The organism is Streptomyces sp. NPDC006552, assembly GCF_040611655.1.
Taxonomy (GTDB): domain Bacteria; phylum Actinomycetota; class Actinomycetes; order Streptomycetales; family Streptomycetaceae; genus Streptomyces.
On record NZ_JBEXOS010000033.1, the window covers coordinates 60,902 to 85,976 of the forward strand.

The window sequence follows — 25,075 nt, forward strand, 5'->3', positions numbered from 1 at the left end:
GAAGCCCGAAATCTGTGCACCCAGCGGGCGTTGTGGATATTTCTATGACTCCGGAGAGTGACGGTCGGCCGTCGCGGGGAAGCGGCTCTCGTTGCGATCGATCTTCGCCGCGAGCGCGGCCAGCGCGTCGATGCCGAGGACCTCGCACAGTTGCAGCAGATACGCGAGGACGTCCGCGACCTCGTCCTCGACGCGGTGCGCCGACCCGGGGTCGTCCATCACGCGCTCCGACTGCTCGGGCGTCAACCACTGGAAGATCTCGACCAGTTCGGCCGCCTCGACGCTGAGCGCGACGGCCAGGTTCTTCGGGGTGTGGAAGGGCTCCCAGTTCCGTGCGGCGGCGAAGCGGGCGAGCCGGGTCTGGAGTGTCGCCACGTCGAGGGGGCGCTTGTCGTCGGTCGTGTCTGTCACGGCCTCAGGTCTACCACCGTCGCGCCGTGCGTCCGCGCCGCCCGGTCCGCGGGCCCGTCCTCGCCGACCGCGGCGACGAGCCTGATGTGGCCGCGGGCGCACATCCGCCCCGCCAGCGCGACGAGTTCGGCGCTCTGGGCCGGGTCGAGGCCGCGGTCGAGACCGTCCGCGAGCACGGTGAGGGTCTGGTAGGCCTCGGGCACCTCGGCCACCGTGTCGACGTCCAGGACCCCGGGTCCGGTCAGCAGGACCAGGGCGTGGGCCAGGTAGCGCAACTCGCCGTCCGCCAGCCGCTCCACCGGGGTCCGGGTGCCGTCGCCGCGGTCGATGACGGTCCGCACGGCGCCGTCGGGCCGCCGCTCGGCCAGCACGTCCGCCACCGGGCCCGCGAGCCCCGCCCGGGCCGCGGTGACGAGGAGCCCGTGCCGGATGCCGCATTCGGCGCGGGTGCGGCGCAGCACCGTCGCGAGGTTGTCGCAGCTGCCGCGGAGCCGGTCGGCGCGGGTCGGGGCCGGGGTTCGCATGCGGGCCGGGGCCGGGTCGCAGGCGAAGACCGAGCGCAGCCCCACCACGGTCTGCTCGGCGGCGGCGAGGACGCGCCGCTGCCCTTCCGTGCGCCCCGCGACGCGCAGCGGCAGCAGGGCCGTACCGAGCAGGTCGTCGGGGAGCGGGCCGCGCGTCACGGGCACGGAGCCGGCGGTGTGCCAGGCGGCCTGGACGTCGCGCCGGCCGGGGTCGCGCAGCGCGGTCTCCAGGTAGGTGACGCCGGGGCCGGTCAACCGCTCGCCGACGATCCGCAGTTCGGGCTCGGCCTGGACGGCGAGGTCCAGGCGGACCGGTCCGGCCGGCCCCTCGACGGTGCAGCCGATGCGGAAGCCGCGGCGGTGCTGGGCGTCGGGCCGGGCGCCTTCGGGGACGTAGCGCACCGGGTCGGGGAACACATCGGCCAGGCTCGCTCCCCCGCCGAGCCCGGCGAGGGCCTCCAGGGCCCGCAGCGCGGTGGACTTGCCGGCGCCGCTCGGGCCGGTCAGCACGGTGAAGGGGCCGAGCGGGACGGTGGCGGCGCGGTGCCGGGCGAAGGCCGACAGCCGCAGTTCGGTCACGTGCGGGCGGTCCGGGGAGACACCGGGGGGCGACGGGGGCCTGCCCCGGTGGAGCTCGGTCATGCGGTGAACGTAGGGGGCCCGGCGTCCGCAGAACCGTTCCCTCCCCCGACCTTCCTACGATCGGGGGACTATGCCGTCCGGGCTTGCCAACCGGATCGGCGGGCCCGGGGCGGCCTCGGCGCCGTCAGGAGAGGGCGCCCGCTCCCGCCACCAGGCCCTGGACCTCGGTCCCGGGCGGGGCCAGCAGGAAGACGTTCCGGTCGACGCGGTGCATGCCGCAGCCGAGGCCGAGGACGACGCCGCTGCTGAAGTCCAGGACCCGCTTGGCCGTGTCGCTCTCGGCGCCCGACAGGTCGAGCAGGACCGGGATGCCGGACATGACGGTCTCGGCGACCTCGCGCGCGTCGCCGAAGACGTTGACCCGCAGGACCACGAAGCGGCGGCGCGGTTCGGTCTCGGGTTCGGGGAGCGCCCGGTGGCCGACCGCCGACGGCCACTCGTTGCGGCTGCGCAGCGGTACGACCTGGGCGAGCCCTTCCCACTGTTCGTCGGTGACGTCGTGGCCGTTCACTGCCCCCACCCCGTCCGGGCTCGCACTGATGTCTGCACCGGTCAATTCTTACGCCATGTCACCCGTTCAGCCCAACACCGACACGGACCGGTACACACCGGAGCCTCATCCGGCCGCGGCGACGGCCGCCACCGCGGGCACCCGGATCCCGCGCCGTGCGGTGACCAGGGCGGTGACCAGGGTGGCCGCGGCGGCGGTGGCCACCACCGCGATCCAGATGCCGGGCCCGCGTCCGGGCAGCAGCCCGTCGGTGCGCACGGCGGTGAACGGGACGATGCCGGCCAGCGCCGCGAGTGTGCCGAAGAACACTCCGGTGACGGTCAGGACGACGCCTTCCAGCGCGACGGTCGCCAGCACCTGGGCGGGGGTCGCGCCGGCCAGGCGCTGCTGACCGAATTCGCGCACGCGGTGGGCCGTGGCGGCGTAGAGCGAGTTGACCAGCATGAGGCAGGCGAAGACGGCGATGATGCCGACCACGGTGAGGTTGAGCGTCTCCAGGCTCTTGTCCTCCACCGAGCGGGTCAGCCCCGATGCCTTGATCGCGTCGTTCTCGACGCCCTGCATGTACAGCGTCGCGGTGGCGATGGCGGTGAAGAGGATCAACGGCATGAGGATGCCGGAGAGTTCCGGGGCCCGCCGGCGCAGGGTCCGCACGCTCAGGTAGCCGCTCGCGCCGGCGAGCGCCGTCAGGAGGGGGTCGAGGCGGCCGAGGACGGCGCGCAGCAGGTTCGTGGAGACCAGCGCGAGGCCGACGGAGAGCAGGATCGCTCCGTAGGCGGGCGCCGCCATCAGGGCCGCGTCGGTCGGCTGCATGGCGAAGGTGCTGCTCACCGCGAGCGCGCCTGCCGCCAGCGCCGCCCCGGCGGCGAACTTCCGCTTCCTGTCCGCCTTCCGCGGGCCGCCGGGCGCCTCCTTCGTGGCCCGGCGCACCGCGAGGAGGGCCGCGCCGGTGGCGGCGAGGAGCGAGACCCCGACGCCGGACAGCAGAGCGACCGGGCCGAAGGAGTAGTCGACCGCGGCGGCGACCTGGCCGCTGTCCTTGAAGACGTCGAGCAGGACGGTGCCGCCGAGCACGGCGGGGCCCACGGCGAGGAGTACGCCCGCCAGGGCGACCACGACGGCCTCGCCGACGACCATGCGGGCGAGCTGGCCGGGCGTGGCGCCGGTGGAGCGCAACAGGCGCATCTCCTCGGCGCGTTGGTGGACGGTGACCGTCAGGGTCGAGGCGATGGCGAAGAAGACGAGGAGGGTGCCGTAGCCGCCGACGACGTTCGCCGCGGTGGTGAGGGTGTCCGTGCCGGCCTGGTCGGCGGGGTTCGCGGCCGCCGTGTCGTGCAGGGAGTTGAACGTCATGATGATGGCGGCCCCCAGGAACGCGGAGAGAAGCGTCGCAAGGAAGCGGCCGGGACGCTGCCGTACGGAGCGCGCCGCGAGGCCGAGCATGGTGAACATGGCTCACACCCCTGTCGTGGTCGTGGCGTGGGTTCCGACGATGTCGTCGCCGAGGTGGGCGAGCCGTTCGGCGATCCGTTCGGCCGTCGGGGCGCGCAGCTGTCCGGCGAGGCGGCCGTCGGCGAGGAACTGCACGGTGTCCGCGTACGACGCCGCGACCGGGTCGTGCGTCACCATCACCACGGTCCGGCCGTGCAGCCGCACCGCCTCCTGGAGCAGCCGCAGCACGTCGCGGGCGCTGCGGGTGTCGAGGGCGCCGGTCGGTTCGTCCGCGAAGACCACGGCGGGTTCGGTGACCAGGGCGCGGGCGATGGCGACGCGCTGGCGCTGGCCTCCGGAGAGCTGGTCGGGGGTGTGCCCGAGCCGGTCCCCGAGGCCCATGCCGGTGAGGATCCGCTCGGCCTGCGCGCGGTGCACGCGCCGGCCGGCGAGCCGGAGCGGCAGGACCGTGTTCTGCGCGACGGTGAGGGTGGGCAGCAGGTTGTACTGCTGGAAGACGAAGCCGATGCGGGTGCGGCGGAACCTGGTGAGAGCCGCCTCGCCGCGGGCCGGGCCGGGTCCGCCCGTCATCTCCTCGCCGTCGACCACGACCAGGCCGCTGTCGGGGCGGTCGAGGCCGGCCGCGCAGTGCAGCAGCGTCGACTTGCCCGAGCCGGACGGCCCCATCACGGCCGTGAAGCTGCCGGTGGCCAGGCTGAGAGTGACGTCGTCGAGCGCGGTGACCAGGGTGCCGTCCGCCGCCGCGCCGTACGTCTTGGTGACCTTGACGAGGCGCAGTGCCTCACCGCGGCCGTCCGTGGCGGTCCGTTCCTGTCGCTGGCTGTGTCGCATGTCGCCGATCCCCTCGTCCGGCGCCCCGTGCGCCTCACCTACGACGCTAGGGACGACGGCCGGGCAGCACAGGAGGCGTACGACCCGGACCAGGGGTGTCGCTACGTACACCCGGGATGCGCGCCCGGCCCCCAGGGCCGGTCCTAGCCGAGTCCGCCCGAGCGGGCCAGCCACCGGCCCGCGTGCCGCGTGACCTCGATGGGGCGGCCGAAGCAGGCCGTCATGCGCTCGGCCGTCAGGACCTCGCCGACGGTGCCGCGCGCGAGGACGCGGCCCTCGCGCAGGAGCAGCGCGTGGCTGATCGCCGGGGAGAGCTCCTCCAGGTGGTGGGTGACGGTCACGGTCGCCAGCCCCGGCCGGCCGGCGGCGAGTTGCCGCATCGTGTCGATGAGGTCCTCGCGCGAGGGCAGGTCGAGCGCGTTGAACGGTTCGTCGAGCAGCAGCAGCGCCGGGTCCGCCATGAGGGCGCGGGCGACGAGGAGGCGGGCGCGCTGGCCGCCGGAGCAGACGCCGTAGGCGCGGTCGGCCAGCTCCTTGATCTGGAGTTCGGCGAGGAGCTGGTGGGCGCGCTCGCGCACCTGGCCGTCGTAGGACTTCCAGAGCGGCTGGACGGTGCCGGTGTGGCCGGTGAGGACGACGGTGTGGCCGGTGAGGTCCTGCGGGACGCGCTGGGAGGTGGAGACGTGGCCGAGGTGGGCGCGCAGCTCGCGTACGTCGACGCGGCCGAGCCGGTGGCCGAGGACCTCGACGGTGCCGGTGGTGGGGAACGCGGTGGCGCCGATGAGGCGCAGGATGCTCGTCTTGCCCGCCCCGTTCGGCCCGAGCAGCGCCCAGTGCTCGCCGGAGCGCACGGTCCAGTCGATGCCGTCGAGGATGACCTGGCCGGTGGTGAGGCGGCGCATGCTCACCCCGCCCAGGGCGGCGACGACGCGTCCGTCCTGTGCGCCGCCGACCTGCTCGTCCGTCCCGTCCATGGGCGCCTCCCGCCGTGTCGCGTACCGGCCGAAGAGTAGCTGTAGGTGACATTTACCCGCGGCGGCGTCCGAGTCGTGGACGGGTCCCGGGCGACCGCGGGGGCCACCGGCCGGTGGCCCCCGGGTTCCACCGGCCGCCGCTGTCGCCGGGCACCCGCCGCGACCAGCATGGCCGGCGCGTCAGCCCCCGGCGGTCAGCCCCCGCAGGGCCACGTTCAGTTCGAGCACATTGACGGTGGGCTCGCCCATGAAGCCGAGGACGCGGCCGTCCTTGTGGTCGTCGACGAGCCGCTGGACCCGCGCGAGAGGCAGGTGGTTGCGCTCGGCGACGCGGTGCACCTGGAGGTCGGCGTAGCGCGGGGAGATCGCCGGGTCCAGGCCCGAGGCCGAGGAGGTGACGGCGTCGGCCGGGATGTCGCAGGCCCGCACGGTGTACGTCGCCGTGGAGTTGTCCGCGACGACGGCGGCCCGGGCCTCCTCGACCTGCCGGACCAGCTCCTTGTTGTCGCCGGCGAGGTTGGTGGCGCCGGAGACGAGCAGCCGGTACCGCGTGTTGACGCTGTTCTCGCCGAGGCCGTTCGACGGCCGGGGCTGGAACCAGCGCAGGTCCGGCGCGCCGTCCTCAGTGAGGTAGGTCTGCCCGATGAGGGAGGAGCCGGCGACCTTGCCGCCGGAGGTGATCTCGGAGCCGTTGGCCTTGCCGGGGAAGGCGGCCTGGGCGACGCCGGTGACCGCGAGCGGGTAGAGGACGCCGGTGACGACCGTCAGGACGGTCAGGGCGCGCAGGCCGGCCCAGAGCAACCGGCCGGTGTTTCCTACGGAGTTGTTCATGGTGATCAGCACGCTTTCGGGAAGCTACAGCCCGGGGACGAGGGAGAGGAGCAGGTCGATGACCTTGATGCCGACGAAGGGGGCGACCAGGCCGCCGAGGCCGTAGATCCCGAGGTTGCGCCGCAGCAGCCGGTCCGCGCTCACCGGGCGGTACCGGACGCCCTTGAGAGCGAGCGGCACCAGGGCGATGATGACGAGCGCGTTGAAGATGACGGCCGACAGGATCGCGGAGTCCGGCGAGGACAGGCGCATGATGTTGAGCTTGTCCAGGCCCGGGTAGACCGCCGCGAACAGCGCCGGGATGATCGCGAAGTACTTGGCGACGTCGTTGGCGATGGAGAACGTGGTCAACGCGCCTCGGGTGATGAGGAGTTGTTTGCCGATCTCGACGATCTCGATGAGTTTGGTCGGGTCCGAGTCGAGGTCGACCATGTTGCCGGCCTCCTTCGCCGCCGAGGTGCCCGTGTTCATCGCGACGCCGACGTCCGCCTGGGCGAGGGCCGGGGCGTCGTTCGTGCCGTCCCCGGTCATCGCGACCAGCTTGCCGCCCGCCTGCTCGCGTTTGATGAGCGCCATCTTGTCCTCGGGCGTGGCCTCGGCGAGGAAGTCGTCGACGCCCGCCTCGTCGGCGATGGCCTTGGCCGTCAGCGGGTTGTCGCCCGTGATCATGACGGTTCTGATGCCCATGCGGCGCAGCTCGGTGAACCGCTCGCGCATGCCTTCCTTGACGACGTCCTTGAGGTGGATGACGCCCAGGACGCGCGCGCCCCCGGCGTCCTCGACGGCCACGAGCAGCGGCGTGCCACCGGCTTCGGAGATCCGTTCCGTCAACTCCCGCGTATCGGGCGCGACATCGCCTCCCCGCTCCGTGACCCAGGCGATGACCGCGCCCGCCGCGCCCTTGCGGATCCTGCGTCGGTCGATGTCCACGCCCGACATCCGGGTCTGGGCGGTGAACTCGATCCAGGTGGCGCCGGTCAGCTCGCCCTGGTGGCGCTCGCGCAGGCCGTACGCGTCCTTGGCGAGGACGACGACCGAGCGGCCCTCGGGTGTCTCGTCCGCCAGGGAGGAGAGCTGCGCCGCGTCGGCGAGCTGTGCCTCGGTGGCGCCGCTGACCGGCAGGAACGCGGCGGCCCGGCGGTTGCCGAGGGTGATGGTGCCGGTCTTGTCGAGCAGGAGGGTGGAGACGTCCCCGGCGGCCTCGACCGCCCGGCCGGACATGGCGAGGACGTTGCGCTGCACCAGGCGGTCCATGCCCGCGATGCCGATCGCGGAGAGCAGGGCGCCGATGGTGGTCGGGATGAGGCAGACCAGCAGGGCGACCAGGACGACCATGCTCAGGTGAGTGCCCGCGTGGTCCGCGAACGGCGGCAGCGTGGCGACCGCGAGCAGGAAGACGATCGTGAGGGAGGCGAGGAGGATGTTGAGCGCCGTCTCGTTCGGCGTCTTCTGCCGGGCGGCGCCCTCGACCAGGTTGATCATGCGGTCGATGAACGTCTCGCCGGGCTTCGTCGTGATCTTGATGACGACGCGGTCGGAGAGCACCTTGGTCCCGCCGGTGACGGCCGAGCGGTCCCCGCCGGACTCGCGGATGACGGGGGCGGACTCGCCGGTGATGGCCGACTCGTCGACGGACGCGACGCCCTCGACGACATCGCCGTCGCCGGGCACGGTGTCACCGGCCTCGCAGACGACGAGGTCGCCGACCTTCAGCTCCGTGCCGGGGACCCGCTCCTCGCCGGTGCCCGCCAGCCGGCGCGCGACGGTGTCGGTCTTGGCCTTGCGCAACGTGTCGGCCTGGGCCTTGCCGCGGCCCTCCGCGACGGCCTCCGCCAGGTTGGCGAAGACCACCGTCAGCCAGAGCCAGGCGCTGATCGTCCAGCCGAACCAGTCGGAGGGGTCCGTGCAGGAGAACACCGTCGTCAGGACCGAGCCGACCAGCACCACGAACATCACGGGCGACTTGACCATGACGCGCGGGTCGAGCTTGCGGCAGGCGTCCGGCAGCGACCTCAGGAGCTGCCGGGAGTCGAAGCGACCCGCCCCGACCCTGCCGTCGCCTTCCTGCCGGGCCGGGCGCCCGGTCGGCGCGTCCGGGTGCGGCGCCCGCGTAGGAGTGGTCATGGCCATGGAACCCTCTGGATTCTCGGTGTGCTCGGTGCTCTTGTTGTTCTCGGTGCTCTGGTTGTTCTCGGTGCTCTTGTTGTTCTCGGTGTCGGTGCTCATCACGCGAGGCCTTCCGCGAGCGGGCCGAGGGCGAGCGCCGGGAAGTAGGTCAGGCCGGTGACGACGAGGACCGTGCCGGCCAGCAGGCCGGTGAAGAGCGGCTTGTTCGTGCGCAGCGTGCCCGCGGTGGCCGGGACCGGCCGCTGCCCGGCCAGCGAACCGGCGAGCGCGAGGACGAAGACCATCGGCAGGAACCGGCCGAGGAGCATCGCGAGGCCCGTCGTGGTGTTGAACCAGTCGGTGTCGGCGCTCAGCCCCGCGAAGGCCGAACCGTTGTTGTTGGCGCCGGAGGTGAAGGCGTAGAGGATCTCGGAGAAGCCGTGCGCGCCGCCGTTGAGCATCGAGTTCCCCGGCGTCGGCAGAGCCGTCGAGAGGGCCGTGAAGGTCAGTACGAGGGCCGGTGTGATCAGGATGTAGCAGGCCGCGAACGTGATCTCGCGGGTGCCGATCTTCTTGCCCAGGTACTCGGGCGTGCGGCCGACCATCAGACCGGCGAGGAACACCGCGATGACCGCCATGATCAGCATGCCGTAGAGGCCGGAGCCGGTGCCGCCGGGCGCGATCTCGCCGAGCTGCATGCCCAGCAGGGTGATGCCGCCACCGAGGCCGGTGAAGGAGGAGTGGAAGGAGTTGACGGCACCGGTCGAGGTGAGCGTCGTGGCGACCGCGAAGATCGAGGAGCCGGCGATGCCGAAACGATTCTCCTTGCCTTCCATGGCGCCGCCCGCCAGCTCGAACGCGGGCCCGTGGTGGGCGGACTCGGTCCACATCATCAGGCCGGTGAAGACGACCCAGATCGTCGCCATCGTGGCGAGGATCGCGTACCCCTGCCGGAGCGAGCCGACCATGCGGCCGAAGGTGCGGGTCAGCGCGAAGGGGATGACGAGGATGAGGAAGACCTCGAAGAGGTTGGTGAAGCCGTTCGGGTTCTCGAAGGGGTGAGCGGAGTTGGCGTTGAAGTAGCCGCCGCCGTTGGTGCCCAGCTCCTTGATGGCTTCCTGGGAGGCGACCGCGCCGCCGTTCCACTGCTGGCTGCCGCCGGTGAACTGGCCGACGTCGTGGATGCCGGCGAAGTTCTGGATCGCGCCGCAGGCGACCAGGACGAGCGCGGCGAGCACGGCGATCGGGAGCAGGATCCGGACGACGCCCCGGACCAGGTCGGCCCAGAAGTTGCCCAGTTCACCGGTGCGGGCGCGGGCGAAGCCGCGGACGAGCGCGACGGCCACGGCGATCCCGACGGCCGCCGAGACGAAGTTCTGCACGGCGAGGCCGCCGGTCTGCACGACGTGGCCCATGGCCTGCTCGCCCGCGTACGACTGCCAGTTGGTGTTGGCGACGAAGGACGCGGCCGTGTTGAACGCCTGGTCGGGATCGATCGACCGGAAGCCGAGCGAGCCGGGCAGCGAGCCTTGGAGGCGCTGCAGCGCGTAGAGGAAGAGGACGCCGACGGCGGAGAAGGCGAGGACGCCGCGCAGGTAGGCGGGCCAGCGCATCGCGGTGTCCGGGTCGGCGCCGATGCCCCGGTAGATCCACTTCTCCACCCGCAGGTGCTTGACGGAGGAGTAGACCCGGGCCATGTGGTCGCCGAGGGGACGGTAGGCCAGAGCCAGCGCCGCGCACAGGGCGAGGAACTGGAGGACTCCGGCGAGGACGGGGCTCATGTCGGCGCTCAGAACCTCTCCGGGTGGATGAGGGCGAGGACGAGATAGCCCAGCAGGGCGACGGCCACGACGAGCCCGACGACGTGTTCGGCGGTCACAGCTTGGTCACCCCCTTGGCGACGAGGGCCACCAGCGCGAAGACCGCGATCGTGGTGACGACGAAGGCCAGATCGGCCATCGTGAGCTCCCGGATGAGAGGCGAAAGGGACAGGGACGGGTGTGCGGTGCCGGACGCGACGCTCGGTGTGTCCGGACACATCGAGGAAACCCCCGGCCACGGCCGGTTCCGGTCCCTGTTGACGGCTCTCATACGGGGTCGTACGCCGCTTTGACGCGTCTCATACGGGTGGGGGGCGGTGCACGGCCCCCGGGGGCCTGGAGCGGGTGGGCTCGGGCGCGCGGCCCCGTGTGCCGTGTGGCCCGCCCCGGGCGGGACGGGCCACACGCGTATCGCTGTCGTCCGGGGTGTTGGCGCCGGGGTCAGGCGCCGACGTAGCGCGCGAGGTGCTCCCCGGTGAGGGTCTCGCGGTGGGCGACGAGGTCGGCGGGGGTGCCCTCGAAAACGACCTTGCCGCCGTCGTGGCCCGCGCCGGGACCGAGGTCGATGATCCAGTCGGCGTGCGCCATGACGGCCTGGTGGTGCTCGACCACGATCACCGACTTGCCGGCGTCGACGAGCCGGTCGAGCAGCGCGAGCAACTGCTCGACGTCGGCGAGGTGCAGCCCGGCCGTCGGCTCGTCGAGGACGTACACGCCGCCCTTCTCCCCCAGGTGCGTGGCCAGCTTGAGGCGCTGGCGCTCGCCGCCGGAGAGCGTGGTGAGCGGCTGGCCCAGGGTGAGGTAGCCGAGCCCGACGTCCTTCAGCCGTTCCAGGATCTTGTGCGCGGCCGGCGTCCGCGCGTCGCCCGCGCCGAAGAACTCCTCGGCCTCGGCCACCGGCATGGCGAGCACCTCGCTGATGTCACGGCCGCCGAAGCGGTACTCGAGCACGGAGGCGTCGAACCGCTTGCCGTCGCACTCCTCGCAGGTCGTCGCCACGCCCGCCATCATCGCCAGGTCGGTGTAGACGACGCCGACGCCCTTGCAGGTGGGGCAGGCGCCCTCGGAGTTGGCGCTGAACAGGGCGGGCTTCACACCGTTGGCCTTCGCGAACGCCTTGCGGACCGGTTCGAGCAGGCCGGTGTAGGTCGCCGGGTTGCTGCGCCGCGAACCCCGGATGCCCGACTGGTCGACCGAGACGACACCCTCGCCGGCCGGGAGCGAACCGTGCACCAGCGAACTCTTGCCGGACCCGGCGACCCCGGTCACGACGGTCAGCACCCCGAGCGGGATGTCGACATCGACGCCTTGGAGGTTGTGCGTCGAGGCGCCGCGGATCTCCAGCGCGCCGGTCGGCTTGCGCACCTCCTCCTTCAGGGCGGAGCGGTCGTCGAAGTGCCGCCCGGTGACGGTGTCGGAGGCGCGCAGCCCGTCGACAGTGCCCTCGAAGCAGACGCGGCCGCCGCCCGCGCCGGCACCGGGCCCGAGGTCCACCACATGGTCGGCGATCGCAATCATCTCGGGCTTGTGCTCGACGACGAGCACGGTGTTGCCCTTGTCCCGCAACCGCAGGAGCAGCTCGTTCATCCGCTGGATGTCGTGCGGGTGCAGGCCGGTGGTCGGCTCGTCGAAGACGTACGTCGTGTCGGTGAGCGACGACCCGAGGTGGCGGATCATCTTGACGCGCTGCGCCTCACCGCCGGAGAGGGTGCCGGCGGGCCGGTCGAGCGAGAGGTAGCCGAGGCCGATCTCCACGAACGACTCCAGGGTCTGGCGCAGCGAGTCGAGCAGCGGCGCCACCGACGGCTCCGCCAGTCCCCGCACCCACGCGGCCAGGTCCCGGATCTCCATCGCGCAGGCGTCGGCGATGGAGATCCCCTCGATCTTCGAGGACCGGGCGCCTTCGCTGAGCCGCGTGCCGTCGCACTCCGGGCAGACGCTGAAGGTGACGGCCCGCTCCACGAACGCCCGGATGTGCGGTTGCAACGAGTCGACGTCCTTGGAGAGCATCGACTTCTGGAGCTTGGGGATCAGGCCCTCGTACGTGAGGTTGATCCCGTCGACCTTGATCTTCGTCGGCTCCTTGTACAGCAGGTCGTGCAGCTGCCGCTTGGTGAACCGGGCGATCGGCTTGTCCGGGTCGAAGAACCCGCAGCCGCTGAAGATGCGCCCGTACCAGCCGTCCATGCTGTACCCGGGAATGGTCAGGGCGCCCTCGTTGAGCGACTTGGTCTCGTCGTACAGCGCGGTCAGATCGATGTCGGTGACCGCCCCCCGGCCCTCGCAGCGCGGGCACATGCCGCCGGTGATGCTGAAGCTGCGCCGCTCCTTCACGTCCTGGCCGCCGCGCTTGACGGTGACCGCGCCGGCGCCGCTGATCGAGGCGACGTTGAAGGAGAACGCCTTGGGCGAGCCGATGTGCGGCGTGCCGAGCCGGCTGAAGAGGATGCGCAGCATCGCGTTGGCGTCCGTCGCCGTGCCGACCGTGGAGCGCGGGTCAGCGCCGAGCCGCTGCTGGTCGACGGTGATCACGGTCGTCAGCCCGTCCAGCACGTCGACCTCGGGCCGGGCGAGCGTCGGCATGAAGCCCTGTACGAAGGCGCTGTACGTCTCGTTGATCAGCCGCTGCGACTCGGCGGCGATCGTGTGGAAGACCAGAGAGCTCTTGCCCGATCCGGAGACACCGGTGAAGACGGTGAGCCGCCGCTTGGGCAGCTCGACGCTGACGTCCTTGAGGTTGTTCTCCCGGGCGCCGTACACCCGGATCAGATCGTGGCTGTCGGCGATGTGCCGCTCCGCCGCGGTACCGGTCCTGCTGGCCTTGGTCATCATGTCTCCATACGTCGGGCACCCGGCTGCGAGCAGCAGTATTACCGGAGGGGCGGGCGTGCGGGGTCAGTTCAGCTCGGTGAAGCGGACCAGGTTGCCCGCGGGGTCGCGGAAGGCGCAGTCCCGCACGCCGTACGGCTGCGCGATCGGCTCCTGCACGACTTCGGCGCCGCCGGCCAGCACCCGCTCGAAGGTGTCGTCGAGGTCGGTGGTGGCGAGGGTGATCCGGGCGTAGGTGCCTCCCGCCATCATCCCGAGGATGGTGCGCCGCTCGTCCTCGGTCAGCCCCGGCTCCATGGCCGGCGGCTCCAGCACGATGGCCGTCCGCGGCTGCCCGACGGGCCCGACGGTGAGCCACCGCTTCCCGTCGTAGCCGACGTCGTCGCGCACCTCGAAGCCGAGGAGGTCCCGGTAGAAGGCGAGCGAGGCCGCCGGGTCGTCGTGCGGGAGGAAGGTGAGGTGGATGGTGAGGTCCATGCCCGCAACGCTAGGGCGGGCCGGGGCCGGAGGGCTTCTCCGTTCCTGACCGACCGGACCGGCCGGCCGGTTGCCCCGGCGGCCAAGTCACTTCTCGGGGTCGTGGCCCCAGTTCATCAGCGAGTACCGCCACCGCGTCCGCGTGACGTCGCCCGACGGCCGCTGCTCGAGATGGCGGTGGACGTAGCCGACGACCTTGCGCATGTGGGCGATGTCGTCGTCGGTGAGGTCGGCCTTCTTCTTCTCCAGGAGGGAGACGATGCGCCGTCCGGAGGCGTGCCCGACGCTCTCGCCGTCGCCGTCCGACTGGCCGACGCTCTTGGAGTCGTCCGTGTCCAGCCACTTCTTGAGGGCGGCGGGTGTCATGTTGACCACCGCGCCGAACTCCTCGACGGTGTCCTGCCGTTCGTCGTCGCTCTTCCCGCTCATGAGCCGCTGTTCTTCTTCTTGCGCAGGGATTCGGGCTTGTGGACGGCGTTGCGGCCGGACTTGTCGCTCTCGACCTCGTACTGCGGCTCGTCCTTCGAGGCGTCGACGGTACGTCCCGCCACCTCGGCCCGCCCGGTGATCTTCTTCTTCACGGTCCCCGGAACGGTCTGCCCATGACTGCTCCAGGAGACCTTGTCACCCTTGCTGAGCTTCTTGCCCTTCGCCACGACCGTACGCTCCTTCGGTTCCGGCCCCCTGATGAAGGACGTCACGCACTGGTGGACGCCCCGGTGGACGGCCTGGTGGACGCCGTCTCTCACTTTCCCGTCGTTCGGGCCGCGGCGCACTCGGACGGGGGCGGGGTGCGGCTGTGCCGGGAGGGGCACCTTCGTCCTTCGGGGGCGGACCTACTCCGGGAAGGGCACCTTCGTCAGCTCCTGCGTCACCTGCCACACGCGCTCCGCCTCCTCCACGTCGCGCAGGCGGGAGTAGAGCCTCTGCTCGCCCGGCGGGCCGCCCAGGTGGCCGAGGCCGCGCGGACCGTAGAAGCCGCCGCCCCGCGCCTCGGGCGACGTCGTGGCGTAGAGCGCGGGGAGCCCCGCGGACCGGACCGTGCCGAGGAGGAGGCCGCGGGACGACAGGGCCCGGATGACGCGGAAGCCCCGGGTGTGCTGGGCGCGGCCGACCTCGGGACGGGCGGCGAGCAGGCTGGTCGGGGCGACGCCGGGGTGGCAGAGGTTGCTGGTGATGCCCCAGCCGTGGGCGCGGCTGCGCCGGTGGAGTTCGAGGCCGAAGAGGCCCAGGGCGATCTTCGACTGGCTGTAGGCCTTCATGCCGTCGTAGGAGTGGTCCCAGTTCAGGTCGGACCAGTGGATGGCGTGCTGGTTCGCGGCCACGCTGACCTGCGAGGTGATCCGGGCGCGGCCGGCGCGCAGCAGGGGCAGCAGGTGGGCGACGAGGGCGGCGTGACCGAGGTGGTTGGTGCCGAACTGCAGCTCGAACCCGTCGGCGGTCGTCTGCCGGTGCGGCGGGGTCATCACGCCGGCGTTGTTGACGAGGAGGTGGATCGGCCGGTCCTCCTCGCGCAGGGCCGCGCCCAGGGTTTCGACGGAGGCGAGCGAGGACAGGTCCAGCGTCCGCAGTGCCACGTCCGCGCCGGGCACGGCCCGGCGGATCGTGGTGAGGGCGGCCTCGCCCTTGCGCGTGTTGCGGACGGGCAGCAGCACCTCGGCCCCGGCGGCGGCGAGCCGCGTGGCGATGCCGAGCCCGAGACCGTCGCTGGCCCCGGTGACGACGGCGCGCCTGCCGGACAGGTCGGGGACGGTGATGTCGAGGGATGCGCGGGGCATGGGACGGCTCCTGGCTCGGGTCGGACGGCGGGGCACCACCCAGCGTCGGCCACCGCGGGAGCGGCGGCAACGGACGAAGGGGGGATCAGCGGTCCGTGGCTGCGGTGAGGCGGGGAGGGTAGAAAGGGGCGTCGAAGGAGGCGCGGATGGTGATCGACCGGGCAGGTCTCGCGGCGTTCCTGCGGCGGCGCCGGGAGTCGTTGCAGCCCGAGGACGTCGGTCTGCCGCGCGGCAGCCGCCGCAGGACGAGCGGGCTGCGGCGGGAGGAGGTCGCCGCTCTGTGCCACATGTCGGCCGACTACTACGCGCGGCTCGAACGCGAGCGCGGACCCCAGCCGTCCGAACAGATGCTCGCCTCCATCGCGCAGGGGCTCCACCTCTCCCTCGACGAGCGCGACCACCTGTTCCGGCTCGCCGGGCACCACCCGCCCCCGCGGGGTGCGGACAGCGAACACATCGGCCCGGGCCTGCTGCGCATCCTCGACCGCCTGCGGGACACGCCCGCGGAGATCGTCACCGAACTCGGCGAGACGCTGCGGCAGACCCCGCCGGGCGTCGCGCTCACCGGCGACCTGACCGCGTACACCGGACCGGCCCGCAGCATCGGCTACCGCTGGTTCACCGACCCCGCCACCCGCCGGCGCTACGCACCCGAGGACCACGCCTTCCTCAGCCGCATGTTCGCCTCGGGTCTGCGCGGGGCGGTCACGCTGCGGGGCCCCGGTTCCCGCGCGGCCCGCCTCGCCGATCTGCTGCTGGCGCGCAGCGAGGAGTTCCGCGAGGTGTGGGCGGCACACGAGATCGGCATCCGCCCGAGCGAGGTGAAGCACTTCGTCCACCCCGAGGTCGGCGCACTGGACCTGACCTGCCAGACCCTCGTGGACCCGCACCAGTCGCACCTGCTGATCGTCTACACGGCCACCCCTGGCACCGAGAGCCACGAGAAGCTGCGGCTGCTGTCCGTCATCGGGGATCAGGAGTGGGGGCGGCCGGCGCTGTAGGCGGGGGCGGGTCGGCGGCGACCCGTTGCGTTGGCGGGGGCGGCGGCTGCTGACGCAGCCCGTCGGGAGACGCGCCCGAGGGCCACCCGCCGTCGACAGACCGGGACTTCGACGCCGGCCGGCGCACCCGCCCCCCCCACCGGCAGTCAGGAGCCACCCCCGCCACCGGCATACGCGACGCCCGCGACCGCGGCGAACGACCGCACCAGCGGGTTGTTCTCCCCCTCCCGCCAGGCCACCACCGCACGGCTCGGTTCCATGTCGGCCACCGGCACCACGGCGAGCCCGGTCCCCGGCGCGTGGGCCAGGAGCGTCATGCCGACGGTCCCGTTCCAGAGCACGGCCTGCCGGCACTCCTGCACCGCCCGCACCACCGGCCCCTCGCGAACCTCACCCCCGCTCCAGTACGCCTGCCAGAGCGGATCGGTGCCGTCCGGGAAGACGAACCAGCGCCGGTCCGCCAGCTCCGCCAGGTGCAGCGCGTCCCGGCCGGCCAGCGGATCGTCGGCGCGCAGCAGCGCCCCCACCGGGTCGGCGCGCAACTCCCGTACGGTCAGCCCGGTCGGGTCGAACGGCGCGCGGGTCAGGGCGATATCGACCAGCCCGGCGTGCAGTCCGCAGGTCGGATCGGCCAGGCCGGTCTCGCGGATGCGCACCTCGACGTGCGGGTGACGCAGCCGGTAGGCGTCGGCCACCCGGCGCACATCGGCGTCGGTGCTGTCACCGAGCAGACCGACGGTGAGAGAGGCGGAGCCGGCCGCGGCGGCGACACGTTCGCGCAGCAGCTCGGCCTGGTCGAGCAGGTCGCGCGCCTCGGCGAGCAGCACCTCGCCCGCTGTGGTGAGCGAGACACCGGAGGGCGCCCGCTCGAACAGCACGGCGCCGACGTCCGCCTCCAGCCGCCGGACCGCCCGGCTCAGCGGCGGCTGCGTCATGTGCAGCCGGGTGGCGGCGCGACCGAAGTGCAGTTCCTCGGCGACGGCCACGAAATAACGCAGGGTCCGCAGCTCCATCCTGCGACGATACCCGCCGGGTATCGCCTCTCCGCGATGAGTCTTGGACACGGCGACGGCCGCGGCCGTGCAATCGAGGAGGGAGCGACCGGGAAACGAAGAACGGTTGCACCGCTCCCGGCCTCGGCCTCGAAAGGAACTCCGTGAACGTCGCCTACTGGATCGTCGCCGGTCTGCTCGCCCTCTTCTACTTCTACGGGGGCGGAGTGAAACTGATCCGCAGCCGCGACCGGCTCCGGCCGATGATGGCCTGGGTGGACTCCATGCCGATGCCGTCCGTCAGGGCGATCGGAACCGTCGAGGTACTCGGTGCGCTCGGCCTGATCCTGCCACCCCTGACCGGCACAGCGCCCTGGCTGGCGTTCGCGGCGGCCGTCGGCTTCACGGTCCTGCAAGGCGCCGCGATCGGGGTCCACCTGCGCATGGCGGACCGCAAGGTCGTCCTCAACCTCGGGCTCGTCGTGACGGCGGCGGTGACGATGTGGCTGGCGACCACGTGGTGGTGAGCGGACGTGACGCTATGAAGGAGCGCCACATGACCCCATGACCATGAGGGACTGGATCGCGGACAGGATCCGTTCCAGGGCGTCGGGTTCGGCGGCGAGGGACGCCAAGGAGACCGACGGCCAGGCGTTGTATCCCTTGGCCGGCAGTGCCTCCAGCTTGTCCGCCAGCTCAGGCAGGGCGGGCAGGGAAGCCGCGAAGGCCGCAGCACCCTCGGGGCCCAGATGGTGCGTGATCGACCCGAAGGCGAAGGACAGGTCGTCGCGCACGGGGCCCTCCTGCAAGGACAGGGTCCAGACCGGCACCTGCCGCCCGGCCACCGGGTAATAGGCGGACATGCTCCGGTACTTGGCCGTTCCGCCCTCCGGCCGCCCGTGGGCCGCCGCGTGACCCAGCAGAGCGGCGGCGGTCCGCCGTACCTCCGGATCCGGGCGGGACCCGATCACCGCTTCCATGTCGGCCCGTGTGGTCCGCTGTGCGGTGCGGCGGCCGGCGGGGGACTTGGCCGCCGTGGCGACCTCCCCGTGGATGCGCGGGACGAGGACCCGGAGGTCTCCGCCGCCCCGGTACTGGGTCAGCTCGACCGCGTACACATCCGTCTGCCTCAGCTGCCGGTTCAGGAACTCGACGATCGCCCGCAGTTCCAGCGGAATCCGGTCGGCGACGAACAACAGCCGCATCTGCCCGGCGGCCAGACGTTCCTCGACCGTCGTCCAGAACTCGTCCGCGGAACGCTCGCCCAGAAGCTCCCCGTACACCTCCTCCAGTGCGCGCCCGCCCTGGAGGCAGGAGTCCTCGAAGGAACGCTGCAAGAGGGCGGCGGGCCAGTAACGGGCGGCGTTCGCCGCGTAGTCCAGCATCTGACCCACGACCTCACGCCGAATTCGGGTGTCGGTGGCCCGCTTGACCTCCACCAGAGTCGGCACACCGTCGGCGTCGACGAAGAGATGGTCCAGCCAGTACGCCGCCCCGCCCTCCGCGCTCGACGGCACCCTCATCTCCCGCGCCACCAGCACCAGCCGCAGCGGCCGGCCGTCGGCCAGCGCCCCGAAATCCAGCACCCGGGGATGGCGCGCGAGCAGCTCCTGGAACTCCGCCTCCGTCGCGAACTCCGCGAGCTCCAGCGACTGCAACTCCCGCCCCAGCACGAACACCGGCTGCTCACTCATACGCTCCCCCTCATACGCGGCCGCCCCCAAGACCCTACGCAACCCGCACCTCTCACCGCGGGGAGTCGCCCCGACCGGGACCGGGGCCGGGCCCCTGCCTTTTCCGGCCGGAGTCGTTGTGCGCCCCGGCGAGACGCAGGCCGCCACGACCGGACGAATCCTGAGCGAGTTCACCCCCAGGTGGGACAGCGCGGCAGGGCCGAACGAAGACTCTCCGGACGGAAAGCGCGGGGCATTCGCGGGGTCACGCGTGTTGCTGTCGCGGGCGGACTACCCGATTTGCGTAGGTTTTGAGCGCGCCTACGGCGCCCACAACCTCCGCAGCTCCGGCAACCACCGCACAAGAACAGCGAGTTGAACTACATGAACCACATGAACCGCATGAAGTACGCGTCCGCAGCCGCCCTCTCCGCCCTGGCGGTGCTGGCCGGCCCCGCGTCCGCAGCGATCTCGGCCCCGCCCGTCTCTACGGTCCAGGCCGCGCGCCCCTCGATCAGCGCGAAGGCGACCGCCGGCAGCGTACGGGCGTGGCAGCAGTTCCGCGTCTACGGCACCACGCAGCACCTGCGCGCGGGCACCCGCATGACACTCCAGCAGATGCAGGGCAAGCGCTGGGTGGCGCTGCCCATCACCATGACCACCAACCACAACGGCGCCTACAACCTGCGCGTCAAGCTCGGCCTGATCGGCCAGAACTCCCTGCGCATCGTCGGCGGCGGCGCCACCTCCCCGGTCGTGAAGGTCAACGTCCACCGCTGAGGCACCACCGACACCTGACATGAGCGGGCCGCCGGACGCGTCCGCGGCCCGCTCAGCGCAGGCGCGCGCCACTACTTCCGGGTACCGGGGCGACCCCGAGCCTCGCATCGGTCGGCCCGGCGCGACGGATGGGCACGAGCGCCATCCCAGCGTTTGGACATCGCCCGTAGCGCCCGCACCGCACACAAGGTGCACGCACAGCCCCCCCCAGCTCAGGCGTCTTTCTTCACCGGCTCCAAAATCGCCACGCACTCCACATGATGCGTCATCGGAAACAGATCGAACGCCCGAAGCGACCGCACCCGATAACCCCCCTCCCGGAAATACCCCAGATCCCGCGCCAGCGCCGCCGGATCGCACGCCACATACGCGATCCGCCGTGCCCCGAGCGTCGCGAGGTGCGCCACCGTCTTCTTGCCCGCGCCCGCGCGCGGCGGGTCCAGGACGATGAGGTCGGCCTCGGTGATGCCGGTGCGGGGCAGGGCCACGTCGACCTTGCCCTGCTCGATGCGGACCCGGTCGAACGCCGCGAGGTTGTGCCGGGCGTCCTCCACCGCGCGCTTGCCGGACTCGATGCCGAGCACCGCGCCCTTCTCCCCGACGCGGTCCGCGAGCGCGCCCGCGAAGAGGCCGACCCCGCAGTAGAGGTCGAGCGCCGTGTCGCCCTTGCGCGGGAGCAGGCCCTGCATCACGGCGCGCATCAGCGTCTGCGCCGCCTGCGGGTGGACCTGCCAGAAGCCGCCGCTGCCGACCCGGTACGTACGGTCGTCGGCACGCTCGCGGACGAAGGCGCGGCCGTGGACGCGGTGAACGCCGCCGTCCTTCTCCTCGACGCGCATGACGGAGACCGGCTTGTCCAGCTCGACCAGGGGCAGCCGGGCGCCGGGCTTCGGCTCCAGGATCACCATGCGGTCCTGGGAGCCGGTCGCCGCGATCGCGTCGACGGACTCCATGCCCGACCAGTCCCGCTTCTCGATCCCCAGCTCGGAGACGCCCTCCGCGGCGATCATGCAGAACTCGATCGGCTCGACCTCGTGCGAGCGGTGGCGGCGCAGTCCGGCGTTGCCGTCCTCGTCGACCGCGTACTGCATCCGCGTACGCCACTGCGGCACCTGGCCCGGCGGCAGCTTGTCGCCCTCGGCCGGCATCACCGTGCCGTCCCAGCCGGCCTCCTCGGGGGTGAGGCCCGCGAGCCGCTGGAGCTGCTCGGCGATGACGTCGCCCTTGAGGCGGCGCTGTGCGCCCGGCTTCGCGTGCTGCCAGTCGCAGCCGCCGCAGCGGCCGGGGCCCGCGTACGGGCAGGGCGCCTCGACGCGGTCCTTGGACGCCTCCAGGACGCGCACGGCGTCGGCCCGCAGGAAGCGGTCGCCCTCGTCGCCGGACGTCACCCGCGCCACGACCCGTTCGCCGGGCAGTGTGTGCCGGACGAAGAGCACCTGGCCCTCGGACGTGCGCGCGATGCAGTGACCGCCGTGCGCGACGGGCCCGACCTCGACCTCGTACTCCTCCCCCACCAGTGACGTCTTCTCTTCTGCCTGCATGGCGGGGGCTCCAGTACCTCAGGGGGGAAACGGCCACATGCGTGAGCGGCCGGACAACAGCCCACCAGTCTACGTGGCTGTCACCCGGCCGCTCACCACGAGCCGACCTTCACAAGAAGCGCTACTTGTGGCTCGGCTCCTTCGGGCGCTTCTCCACCGGTCCGCGGCGCACCGCACCCGGCGCGCTCCATTCGGAGCGCCTGCGGGCCCGCTTCTTGGCGGCCTCGGAGGACTCCAGCTGGTACGGGACGGACGTCACCATGATCCCCGGGGTGAACAGCAGCCGGCCCTTGAGCCGCAGCGCGCTCTGGTTGTGCAGCAGGTGCTCGTACCAGTGGCCGACCACGTACTCGGGGATGATCACGCTGACGGCGTCGCGCGGCGACTCCCGGCGCAGGCTCTTCACGTACTCGATGACCGGCCGGGTGATCTCCCGGTAGGGCGAGTCGAGGACCTTCAGGGGGACGTCGATGCCGCGCCGCTCCCACTCCGCGCGCAGCGCCTTCGTCTCGGCCGGGTCGACGTTCACGCTCAGCGCTTCGAGCGAGTCCGAGCGCATCAGCCGGGCGTAGGCCAGGGCCCGCAGGGTGGGGCGGTGGATCTTCGAGACGAGGACGATGGAGTGGACGCGGGACGGGCGCACGCTGTCGTCGGAGGGGGTCTCCGGCGCGGCGATCTCCTCGGCGACCCGGTCGTAGTGCTTACGGATCGCGGTCATCGTCGCGTAGAAGATGCACATGCCGAGCAGGGCGACCCAGGCGCCGTGCGTGAACTTCGTGACCAGGACGACCACGAGGACCAGGCCGGTGAAGAAGGCGCCGAACGTGTTGATCGCCCGGGAGCGGATCATGTGGCGCCGCTTGTCCGCGTCCCGCTCCGCGCGCAGGTGGCGGTTCCAGTGCCGGACCATGCCGGTCTGGCTGAGCGTGAAGGACACGAACACGCCGACGATGTAGAGCTGGATCAGGCGGGTCGAGTCGGCGCCGTAGATGACGACCAGGAGCATGGCGGCGCCGGCCAGGAGCACGATGCCGTTGGAGAACGCGAGGCGGTCGCCGCGGGTGTGCAGCTGGCGCGGCAGGTAGCGGTCCTGCGCGAGGATCGAGCCGAGCAGCGGGAAGCCGTTGTAGGCCGTGTTCGCGGCGAGGAAGAGGACGAGGGCCGTGGCCGCCGCGAGGATGATGAACAGGAAGCTGCCCTTGCCGAAGACGGCTTCGGCGACCTGGGAGATCACCGGGTTCTGGACGTAGCCGGAACCGACCGCGACGCCGTTGTGGATCAGGTCCGTCGCGGGGTGCTCCGCCATCCGCACCTTGGTGACCATGGCGAGCGCGATGATGCCGCAGAACATGGTCACGGCGAGCGCGCCCATCAGCGCGAGCGTGGACGCCGCGTTCTTCGACTTGGGCTTGCGGAACGCCGGTACACCGTTGGAGATCGCCTCGACGCCGGTGAGCGCCGCACAGCCGGAGGAGAAGGCGCGCAGCAGCAGGAAGACGAGCGCGAAGCCCGCGAGCCCCTGGTGCTCGGCCTTGATGTGGTAGCCGGAGGTGGGTGCCTTCATGGCGTCGCCGAGGACGATTCCGCGGAAGGCGCCCCAGGCGATCATGATGAAGACGCCCGCGACGAAGACGTAGGTCGGGATGGCGAAGAGCTTCCCGGACTCCTTCACGCCGCGCAGGTTCATCAGGGTCAGCAGGACGATGACGGCGCAGGCGCAGAGCACCTTGTGCTCGACCACGAAGGGGACCGCGGAGCCGAGGTTCTCGATGCCGGAGGCGATGGAGACGGCGACGGTCAGGACGTAGTCGACGAGCAGGGCGCTGGCGACGGTGAGCCCGGCCTTCGGGCCGAGGTTGGTGGTGGCCACCTCGTAGTCGCCGCCGCCGCTGGGATAGGCGTGCACGTTCTGCCGGTAGGAGGCGACGACCGTGAACATCAGCACGACGACCGCGACCGCGATCCAGGGGCTGAAGTGGTAGGCCGACACGCCCGCGATGGAGAGGACCAGCAGGACCTCACCCGGCGCGTACGCCACGGAGGAGAGCGGGTCGGAAGCGAAAACGGGGAGTGCGATGCGCTTCGGCAGGAGCGTTTCTCCCAGCCGGTCACTGCGCAGTGCGCGCCCGATCAAGATCCGTTTGGGCACGTCGGTCAGTTTGGACACGCAGAGGATCGTAAGCGTTCGAACGCGGGACCGCCCACCCACCACCCCGAATCGGGGACGGACCCGCCGCGGGAGCGGCCGGCGGCGGCGGCCGCGGCGGGCCGATCCGGGGGCCGACGCGGGGGCGGACTCGGCGCGCATTGCCGATACGGTGGTCCCGAGCGCGAGCCGGGAAGAGTTCCGCATCGCGTCGCAGAGCAGGCCGCACCGGCTGGACCGATCCGCGAGAGAGAGCCATGAGCAGGACGTGTACGCAGGTCAGTAGGCCTATGAGGAGTGCGGGGTAGGTCCGTGCATATCGTGATCATGGGCTGTGGCCGAGTGGGGTCCCAGCTCGCCCAGACCCTGGAGCAGCAGGGCCACACGGTCGCCGTGGTCGACCAGGACCCCACGGCTTTCCGCCGTCTGGGCTCCGGCTTCGGCGGCCGGCGCGTCACGGGGGTCGGTTTCGACCAGGACACCCTGCGCGAGGCCGGTATCGAGGAGGCGGGCGCCTTCGCCGCCGTCTCCAGCGGTGACAACTCGAACATCATCGCCGCCCGCGTGGCCCGCGAGATGTTCGGCATCGAGAACGTGGCGGCGCGGATCTACGACCCCCGCCGCGCCGAGGTCTACCAGCGGCTGGGCATCCCGACGGTCGCCACGGTCCGCTGGACCGCCGACCAGATGCTGCGCCGGCTGCTGCCGTCCGGCGCGGAGCCGCTGTGGCGCGACCCCACCGGGGGCGTCCAGCTCGCCGAGGTGCACACCTCGGACTCGTGGGTGGGCCAGAAGATCAGCCGGCTCCAGGAGGAGACGGGGGTGCGCGTGGCGTTCCTCACCCGGCTCGGTGAGGCGATCCTGCCGACCTCGCAGACGGTGCTGCAGGAGGGCGACCTCGTGCACGTGATGATGCGCACGGACGAGGTCGAGAAGGTCGAGGCGGCGTTCGCCGAAGGCCCCGAGGAAGGCGGTCAGTGATGAGGGTCGCCATTGCCGGAGCGGGGGCGGTCGGCCGCTCGATCGCGGGCGAACTGCTGGAGAACGGTCACGAGGTCCTCCTCGTCGACAAGGCGCCGACGGCCATCTCGGTCGAGCGCGTCCCGCAGGCGGAGTGGCTGCTCGCCGACGCCTGCGAGATCACCTCGCTCGACGAGGCGGCGCTGCAGCGCTGCAACGTGGTGATCGCGGCAACCGGAGACGACAAGGTGAACCTCGTCGTCTCCCTGCTCGCGAAGACCGAGTACGGGGTGCCGCGGGTGGTCGCCCGCGTCAACAACCCGAAGAACGAGTGGCTGTTCAACGAGTCGTGGGGCGTGGACGTCGCCGTCTCCACCCCGCGCCTGATGTCGGCGCTGGTCGAGGAGGCGGTGAGCGTGGGCGACCTGGTCCGCCTCCTGCGCTTCAGCCACGGTGACGCGAACCTGGTCGAGCTGACGCTCCCGCCGGAGTCGGCCCTGGCCGGCACGCGGGTCGGTGACGTCCAGTGGCCGCAGGACACGTCCCTGGTCACGATCATCCGCGGCACCCGCGTCCTGGCCCCCAGCCAGGAGGACTCCCTGGAGGCCGGTGACGAGCTGCTGTTCGTGGCCGCCCAGGCCCGCGAGGAGCAGCTGGAGGACCTCTTGTCGGTCCGCCTGGTCTGGGAGCGGGCCCGCTCCTCCTTGCGGAAGTCGATCGCGCCGAAGACGATCATGCGGGGCGGGGGGACGGAGGATTCGACGAGCAGGGTGAGGGGCTCACGCTGCGGCGCGCC

General features: G+C 71.9%; 24 protein-coding genes and 1 pseudogene. 5 read left to right on the forward strand and 20 right to left on the reverse strand.

All coding sequences use genetic code 11. The annotated features are described in order from the left end of the window. Positions 1-42 precede the first annotated feature (42 nt). From ABZY33_RS20130 to ABZY33_RS20205, 16 genes are all read right to left on the reverse strand, one after another. Positions 43-411: a nucleotide pyrophosphohydrolase gene (locus ABZY33_RS20130; RefSeq protein ID WP_356492965.1), complete on the reverse strand. Its 369-nt coding sequence runs from the start codon at positions 409-411 to the stop codon at positions 43-45. Beyond that, on the reverse strand, positions 408-1,577 hold the full coding sequence (locus ABZY33_RS20135; protein ID WP_356492966.1) for an ATP-binding protein: 1,170 nt from the start codon (positions 1,575-1,577) through the stop codon (positions 408-410). The genes ABZY33_RS20130 and ABZY33_RS20135 overlap by 4 nt, the downstream gene beginning before the upstream one ends. A 124-nt stretch (positions 1,578-1,701) precedes the next feature. Beyond that, positions 1,702-2,088 carry a cell division protein SepF gene (locus ABZY33_RS20140; RefSeq protein WP_356492967.1) on the reverse strand — a complete coding sequence of 129 codons (387 nt, stop codon included), beginning with the start codon at positions 2,086-2,088 and terminating at the stop codon, positions 1,702-1,704. A 105-nt stretch (positions 2,089-2,193) separates the two neighbouring features. Next, entirely contained in the window at positions 2,194-3,531 is a 1,338-nt protein-coding gene (locus tag ABZY33_RS20145) for an FtsX-like permease family protein (RefSeq protein WP_356492985.1), read from the reverse strand. Between the two features lie 12 nt (positions 3,532-3,543). After that, on the reverse strand, positions 3,544-4,371 hold the full coding sequence (locus tag ABZY33_RS20150) for an ABC transporter ATP-binding protein (RefSeq protein ID WP_356492968.1): 828 nt from the start codon (positions 4,369-4,371) through the stop codon (positions 3,544-3,546). Positions 4,372-4,514: 143 nt separating this feature from the next. Beyond that, positions 4,515-5,345, reverse strand: coding sequence for an ATP-binding cassette domain-containing protein (locus ABZY33_RS20155; RefSeq protein ID WP_356492969.1), 831 nt, complete (start codon positions 5,343-5,345; stop codon positions 4,515-4,517). A gap of 180 nt (positions 5,346-5,525) precedes the next feature. Next, a complete protein-coding gene (locus ABZY33_RS20160) occupies positions 5,526-6,176 on the reverse strand; it encodes a potassium-transporting ATPase subunit C (protein WP_356492986.1) in 651 nt (216 codons plus the stop codon). 24 nt (positions 6,177-6,200) lie between these two features. Continuing rightward, positions 6,201-8,306 carry a potassium-transporting ATPase subunit KdpB gene (gene kdpB, locus ABZY33_RS20165; protein ID WP_356492987.1) on the reverse strand — a complete coding sequence of 702 codons (2,106 nt, stop codon included), beginning with the start codon at positions 8,304-8,306 and terminating at the stop codon, positions 6,201-6,203. Between the two features lie 95 nt (positions 8,307-8,401). Further along, entirely contained in the window at positions 8,402-10,063 is a 1,662-nt protein-coding gene (kdpA, locus tag ABZY33_RS20170) for a potassium-transporting ATPase subunit KdpA (RefSeq protein ID WP_356492970.1), read from the reverse strand. 8 nt (positions 10,064-10,071) lie between these two features. Next, positions 10,072-10,161: a K(+)-transporting ATPase subunit F gene (gene kdpF, locus ABZY33_RS20175; RefSeq protein ID WP_356492971.1), complete on the reverse strand. Its 90-nt coding sequence runs from the start codon at positions 10,159-10,161 to the stop codon at positions 10,072-10,074. Then, the gene (locus ABZY33_RS20180; RefSeq protein ID WP_356492972.1) at positions 10,158-10,322 is read right to left on the reverse strand and encodes a hypothetical protein; all 165 of its coding nucleotides are present in this window, start codon (positions 10,320-10,322) and stop codon (positions 10,158-10,160) included. Before ABZY33_RS20180 ends, kdpF begins: the two co-directional genes overlap by 4 nt. 221 nt (positions 10,323-10,543) lie before the next feature. Then, entirely contained in the window at positions 10,544-12,931 is a 2,388-nt protein-coding gene (locus ABZY33_RS20185; RefSeq protein WP_356492988.1) for an excinuclease ABC subunit UvrA, read from the reverse strand. A 66-nt stretch (positions 12,932-12,997) separates the two neighbouring features. Then, entirely contained in the window at positions 12,998-13,408 is a 411-nt protein-coding gene (locus ABZY33_RS20190; RefSeq protein ID WP_356492973.1) for a VOC family protein, read from the reverse strand. An 87-nt stretch (positions 13,409-13,495) separates the two neighbouring features. Next, positions 13,496-13,837 (reverse strand): DUF3140 domain-containing protein, encoded by a 342-nt coding sequence (locus ABZY33_RS20195; RefSeq protein WP_356492974.1) that lies wholly within the window; start codon positions 13,835-13,837, stop codon positions 13,496-13,498. Further along, the gene (locus ABZY33_RS20200; protein WP_356492975.1) at positions 13,834-14,064 is read right to left on the reverse strand and encodes a DUF2945 domain-containing protein; all 231 of its coding nucleotides are present in this window, start codon (positions 14,062-14,064) and stop codon (positions 13,834-13,836) included. Before ABZY33_RS20200 ends, ABZY33_RS20195 begins: the two co-directional genes overlap by 4 nt. A 180-nt stretch (positions 14,065-14,244) precedes the next feature. Beyond that, on the reverse strand, positions 14,245-15,186 hold the full coding sequence (locus tag ABZY33_RS20205) for an SDR family oxidoreductase (RefSeq protein WP_356492976.1): 942 nt from the start codon (positions 15,184-15,186) through the stop codon (positions 14,245-14,247). Positions 15,187-15,332: 146 nt separating this feature from the next. Here ABZY33_RS20205 and ABZY33_RS20210 point away from each other — a divergent pair, with 146 nt between their 5' ends. After that, positions 15,333-16,187, forward strand: coding sequence for a helix-turn-helix transcriptional regulator (locus ABZY33_RS20210; RefSeq protein ID WP_356492977.1), 855 nt, complete (start codon positions 15,333-15,335; stop codon positions 16,185-16,187). 146 nt (positions 16,188-16,333) lie between these two features. Here the strand turns inward: ABZY33_RS20210 and ABZY33_RS20215 are convergent, their stop codons facing one another. Then, complete coding sequence (locus ABZY33_RS20215) at positions 16,334-17,200, reverse strand: LysR substrate-binding domain-containing protein (RefSeq protein ID WP_356492978.1); 867 nt, start codon at positions 17,198-17,200, stop codon at positions 16,334-16,336. A 143-nt stretch (positions 17,201-17,343) separates the two neighbouring features. Between ABZY33_RS20215 and ABZY33_RS20220 the strand changes: the two genes are divergently transcribed. Continuing rightward, positions 17,344-17,706 (forward strand): DoxX family protein, encoded by a 363-nt coding sequence (locus ABZY33_RS20220; RefSeq protein ID WP_356492979.1) that lies wholly within the window; start codon positions 17,344-17,346, stop codon positions 17,704-17,706. A 12-nt stretch (positions 17,707-17,718) separates the two neighbouring features. Here the strand turns inward: ABZY33_RS20220 and ABZY33_RS20225 are convergent, their stop codons facing one another. Then, entirely contained in the window at positions 17,719-18,873 is a 1,155-nt protein-coding gene (locus ABZY33_RS20225) for a hypothetical protein (RefSeq protein ID WP_356492980.1), read from the reverse strand. Positions 18,874-19,245: 372 nt separating this feature from the next. Here ABZY33_RS20225 and ABZY33_RS20230 point away from each other — a divergent pair, with 372 nt between their 5' ends. Beyond that, a complete protein-coding gene (locus ABZY33_RS20230; RefSeq protein WP_356492981.1) occupies positions 19,246-19,632 on the forward strand; it encodes a hypothetical protein in 387 nt (128 codons plus the stop codon). A gap of 212 nt (positions 19,633-19,844) precedes the next feature. Here ABZY33_RS20230 and ABZY33_RS20235 read toward each other — a convergent pair whose 3' ends face one another. Both ABZY33_RS20235 and ABZY33_RS20240 read right to left on the reverse strand, forming a co-directional pair. Further along, a complete protein-coding gene (locus ABZY33_RS20235) occupies positions 19,845-21,173 on the reverse strand; it encodes a class I SAM-dependent RNA methyltransferase (protein WP_356492982.1) in 1,329 nt (442 codons plus the stop codon). Between the two features lie 121 nt (positions 21,174-21,294). Continuing rightward, positions 21,295-23,340 (reverse strand): APC family permease, encoded by a 2,046-nt coding sequence (locus tag ABZY33_RS20240; RefSeq protein WP_356492983.1) that lies wholly within the window; start codon positions 23,338-23,340, stop codon positions 21,295-21,297. A gap of 291 nt (positions 23,341-23,631) precedes the next feature. Here ABZY33_RS20240 and ABZY33_RS20245 point away from each other — a divergent pair, with 291 nt between their 5' ends. Continuing rightward, positions 23,632-24,300 carry a TrkA family potassium uptake protein gene (locus ABZY33_RS20245; RefSeq protein WP_356492984.1) on the forward strand — a complete coding sequence of 223 codons (669 nt, stop codon included), beginning with the start codon at positions 23,632-23,634 and terminating at the stop codon, positions 24,298-24,300. Continuing rightward, a pseudogene (locus tag ABZY33_RS20250) lies at positions 24,300-24,956 on the forward strand (TrkA family potassium uptake protein); the annotation flags it as partial. The gene ABZY33_RS20245 and the pseudogene ABZY33_RS20250, both read left to right, overlap by 1 nt. Positions 24,957-25,075 lie beyond the last annotated feature (119 nt).